General features: G+C 56.1%; 3 protein-coding genes. 1 reads left to right on the top strand and 2 read right to left on the bottom strand.

Annotated features, from left to right (window positions below; translation table 11 throughout):
• Positions 1-175: 175 nt before the first annotated feature.
• Positions 176-1,258: a cyclic nucleotide-binding domain-containing protein gene (locus RI563_RS06235; RefSeq protein WP_310693503.1), complete on the bottom strand. Its 1,083-nt coding sequence runs from the start codon at positions 1,256-1,258 to the stop codon at positions 176-178.
• A gap of 230 nt (positions 1,259-1,488) precedes the next feature.
• Between RI563_RS06235 and RI563_RS06230 the strand changes: the two genes are divergently transcribed.
• On the top strand, positions 1,489-2,445 hold the full coding sequence (locus tag RI563_RS06230; RefSeq protein ID WP_310693502.1) for an HDOD domain-containing protein: 957 nt from the start codon (positions 1,489-1,491) through the stop codon (positions 2,443-2,445).
• Positions 2,446-2,472: 27 nt separating this feature from the next.
• Here the strand turns inward: RI563_RS06230 and RI563_RS06225 are convergent.
• Positions 2,473-2,913 (bottom strand): TIGR04211 family SH3 domain-containing protein (locus RI563_RS06225; protein ID WP_310693501.1); only part of this gene is annotated, 441 nt, incomplete at its 5' end.

The following is a 2,913-nucleotide window of genomic DNA, read 5'->3' as shown; positions in this document are numbered from 1 at the left end:
AAAAACGCAGAGTTCGCGGAGGCGCAGAGCCGCGGAGAAAAATTATTTTGAAATGATCTGTTTCAGATGTAATACGATCCAAGACACCTTATATCTTGATTATCTCTTACTCTGCGTCTCAGCGCCTCCGCGTCCTCCGCGTTACTTCCCAGAGAATTTAAAAGAGGCTAATAGATTAATCCCGCTGCAGGTCCTGGGGCATGACCTGGATGCCGCCGTTGAGAACGCTGGCTTTGAAGCCGTTCTGGACCAGCAAAAAGGCGGCCGCGGAGCTGCGCTTGCCGGTGGTGCAGTAACAGATGTATTCGATCTCCTTGTCCAGCTCATCCAGGCGCATGCGCAGTTCGTGCAGGGGGATGTTGATGGCGTGGGGCATGCGGCTGTGGCGAAATTCGCGGGCGTGACGGACATCCAGCCAGCGCGCACCCCGGGCGACGCGAACCCGTGATTCATCCGGCGAGAGCCGGGCCAGCATGGGCTCCTTGAGCAGGGCGTCAAAATCTTCCTTGGCCAGTCGCATTACCTGACCGTCGGTTTCCATGGTCACCGAGGCATTGCGCTTGCCGCCGGAGAGCAGGGCTTCTTCACCAAAGCTGCTGCCGGCTTCCAGGTTGGCGAGACGCACCGTGCGGGTCACCTGCGCCTCACCTTCGGTCAGCACATAATAATAATCCCCGGGCTCGCCCTGTTCGACAATGCGCTCCCCCGCCTGAACATCCAGCGGCTGCATTTTCTCCAGCAGCTGTTTGATATTGGCCGGCGGCATCGACTCAAACGCCATGATATGGCGGACCTTGCGGATCCAGCTGCGCCCGCCTTCCCCTGCGGGGGTTTCCTGTTCCGGAGGCGGTGTCACCGTCTGTGCGGGCTGTGTATCGCGGTCTTCGGATACCGCCATCTGATCCCACATCATCATATAATCGAGAATACTGTTCTCAATACGAATCACATGCCCGCGTGTCAGGGCCGTGGCGGTTGCCTGTCGCGGCTGACCGTCGACCAGCGGAAAGCGCGCCTCATCATCCCGCGCGGTGATCACTTTGCTGATAGCCCCATCGGAAGAACTGAGCTGAATATCGCCGTCCAGCAGGTAGACTGTCTGATTGTCGATATCCCCCTCGCGAAACAGACTGACACCGATACCGGGTGAATCAAGTGTCAGCAGGCTCAACAACTCGTTCAGGCGCTCGGTGGAGAGTGAGGCGATCGGTTCGTATTTTTTGAGGACTTCGATTGTTAAAACCGGCTTGTCATTCATCCGCGGCACCAACTGTGATTATTATCGTTTTTTTCTGACGACTGAGTCAGGACAGATACGCCCTGGAATTGACAGCCATTGCGGCCTGTTCCATAGTCAGTCGAATTGTATCACCGGATTCAGTCTGCATCCCGGGACTGACATTCGGGGAAGTATTGTTATAAAGTAACCGGCATCAGGTATGTTAACTCCATCACACAATCATAAGCAAAAAAGGGGCGCCACGCACGATGAGTGACAACAGGGACAAGGATAACAGCAGGGACAACGTCATTCCGTTTCGCCCCCGCCAGACCCGCGAGAGCCTGGCAGAGCCGTACCTGCCGGAGGAACTGTATATCGCCGACAAGGTGGAGCAGATTGATCAGCTGCCGCCGATTCCCGAGCTGGCCCTGCGCATTTTGAAACTGCGTGATGATTCCGATGCCACCGTCGAGCAGCTGGTTGACATTATTATGCTGGACCCCTCCCTGGCCGCCCAGATCATCCGTTATGCCAACTCGCCTCTGTTCGGCCAGCGTGGCCAGGTCAAGACGCTGGATGATGCGATCTTTCGGGTACTCGGCTTTGAAACTGTGATGTATCTGGCCATCGGCAGTGCCATGGCCAGGGCATTCCGGTTTCCCGAATCCGGAAAACTGGGGCTGAATCATTTCTGGCGCAGCGCCACCTATAGTGCCGCTTTGATGCAGAACGTGAGTCAACAGGTCGATCGGGACCAGAAACTACAACCGGGAATTGCCTATCTATGCGGACTGATGCACAACATCGGTTTCCTGGTGCTGGCACAACTGTTTCCGGATAATTATCACTGGTTGAACAACGCGCTCAACGCGGATGATGCCGAACCGGTGATTGCACTGGAAGAACAGCTACTGGGTATTACCCATGCACGGCTGGGTGTTCGCCTGATGGAGGAATGGCAAATGCCGGGTGAGCTGCGGGCGGTTGTCGGCCAACATCATAATCTGAACTACCAGGGAGAGTTTGCCGATTATGTCTGGCTGACTCAGGTCACCGATCAGCTGCTTAAACAGCACGATCTATCCGATGCGGATAGCGGCGAGCTGGCAAGCACGCTTTATGAGCGGCTGGGCTTATCGGAAAGCGATTTGAAAAATGCGCTGGATGACGTCCTGCAATCGGCCGATGTGCTCGATGCCATGGTCCACAGCCTGATGAACTGAGCCTGGCACAGGCTTGCGGCAGCCGGATCAGAAACGTAATCCACCCAGACGTCGACTGGTCTGATGACGCTGCCAGGCTATACCCCCGGCAAAAGCGGCAATCCCGATCAATACCAGCCCGATGACCCAGAAAACCACTTTACTGCTGTTTTCCTTTGTTTGCGTCGCATTGCGGGCCACGCGCAATTGCAGCTTGGAACGTTCGGCCTTGAGATCATCAAGCTGGTTGTTGAGCGTATGATTGGCTTCCTCCAGGGCCTTGACCGCCTGGCGCAATTCTTCGAGCTCCTTCTCCATCGCGGCGCGCTGTTCCCTGATCTGCTCCAGCCGGATCATCGCCGGAGGCTCTTCGGTAGTGTAAATATCCCTGATCCAGCCCGTCAGTCCCTTGTCGGTGCGAATCTTCATGTAACCATCGCGTTGTGCCAGCACTTCCAGATGCATACCGGTTGTCACCACGCCGACGGG

Origin of the sequence: Thiohalophilus sp., from assembly GCF_031581315.1 — a bacterium.
GTDB lineage: Bacteria > Pseudomonadota > Gammaproteobacteria > UBA6429 > Thiohalophilaceae > Thiohalophilus.
The sequence above is the reverse complement of the archived record's forward strand: the minus strand, read 5'-3'. Positions and strand labels throughout refer to the sequence as shown.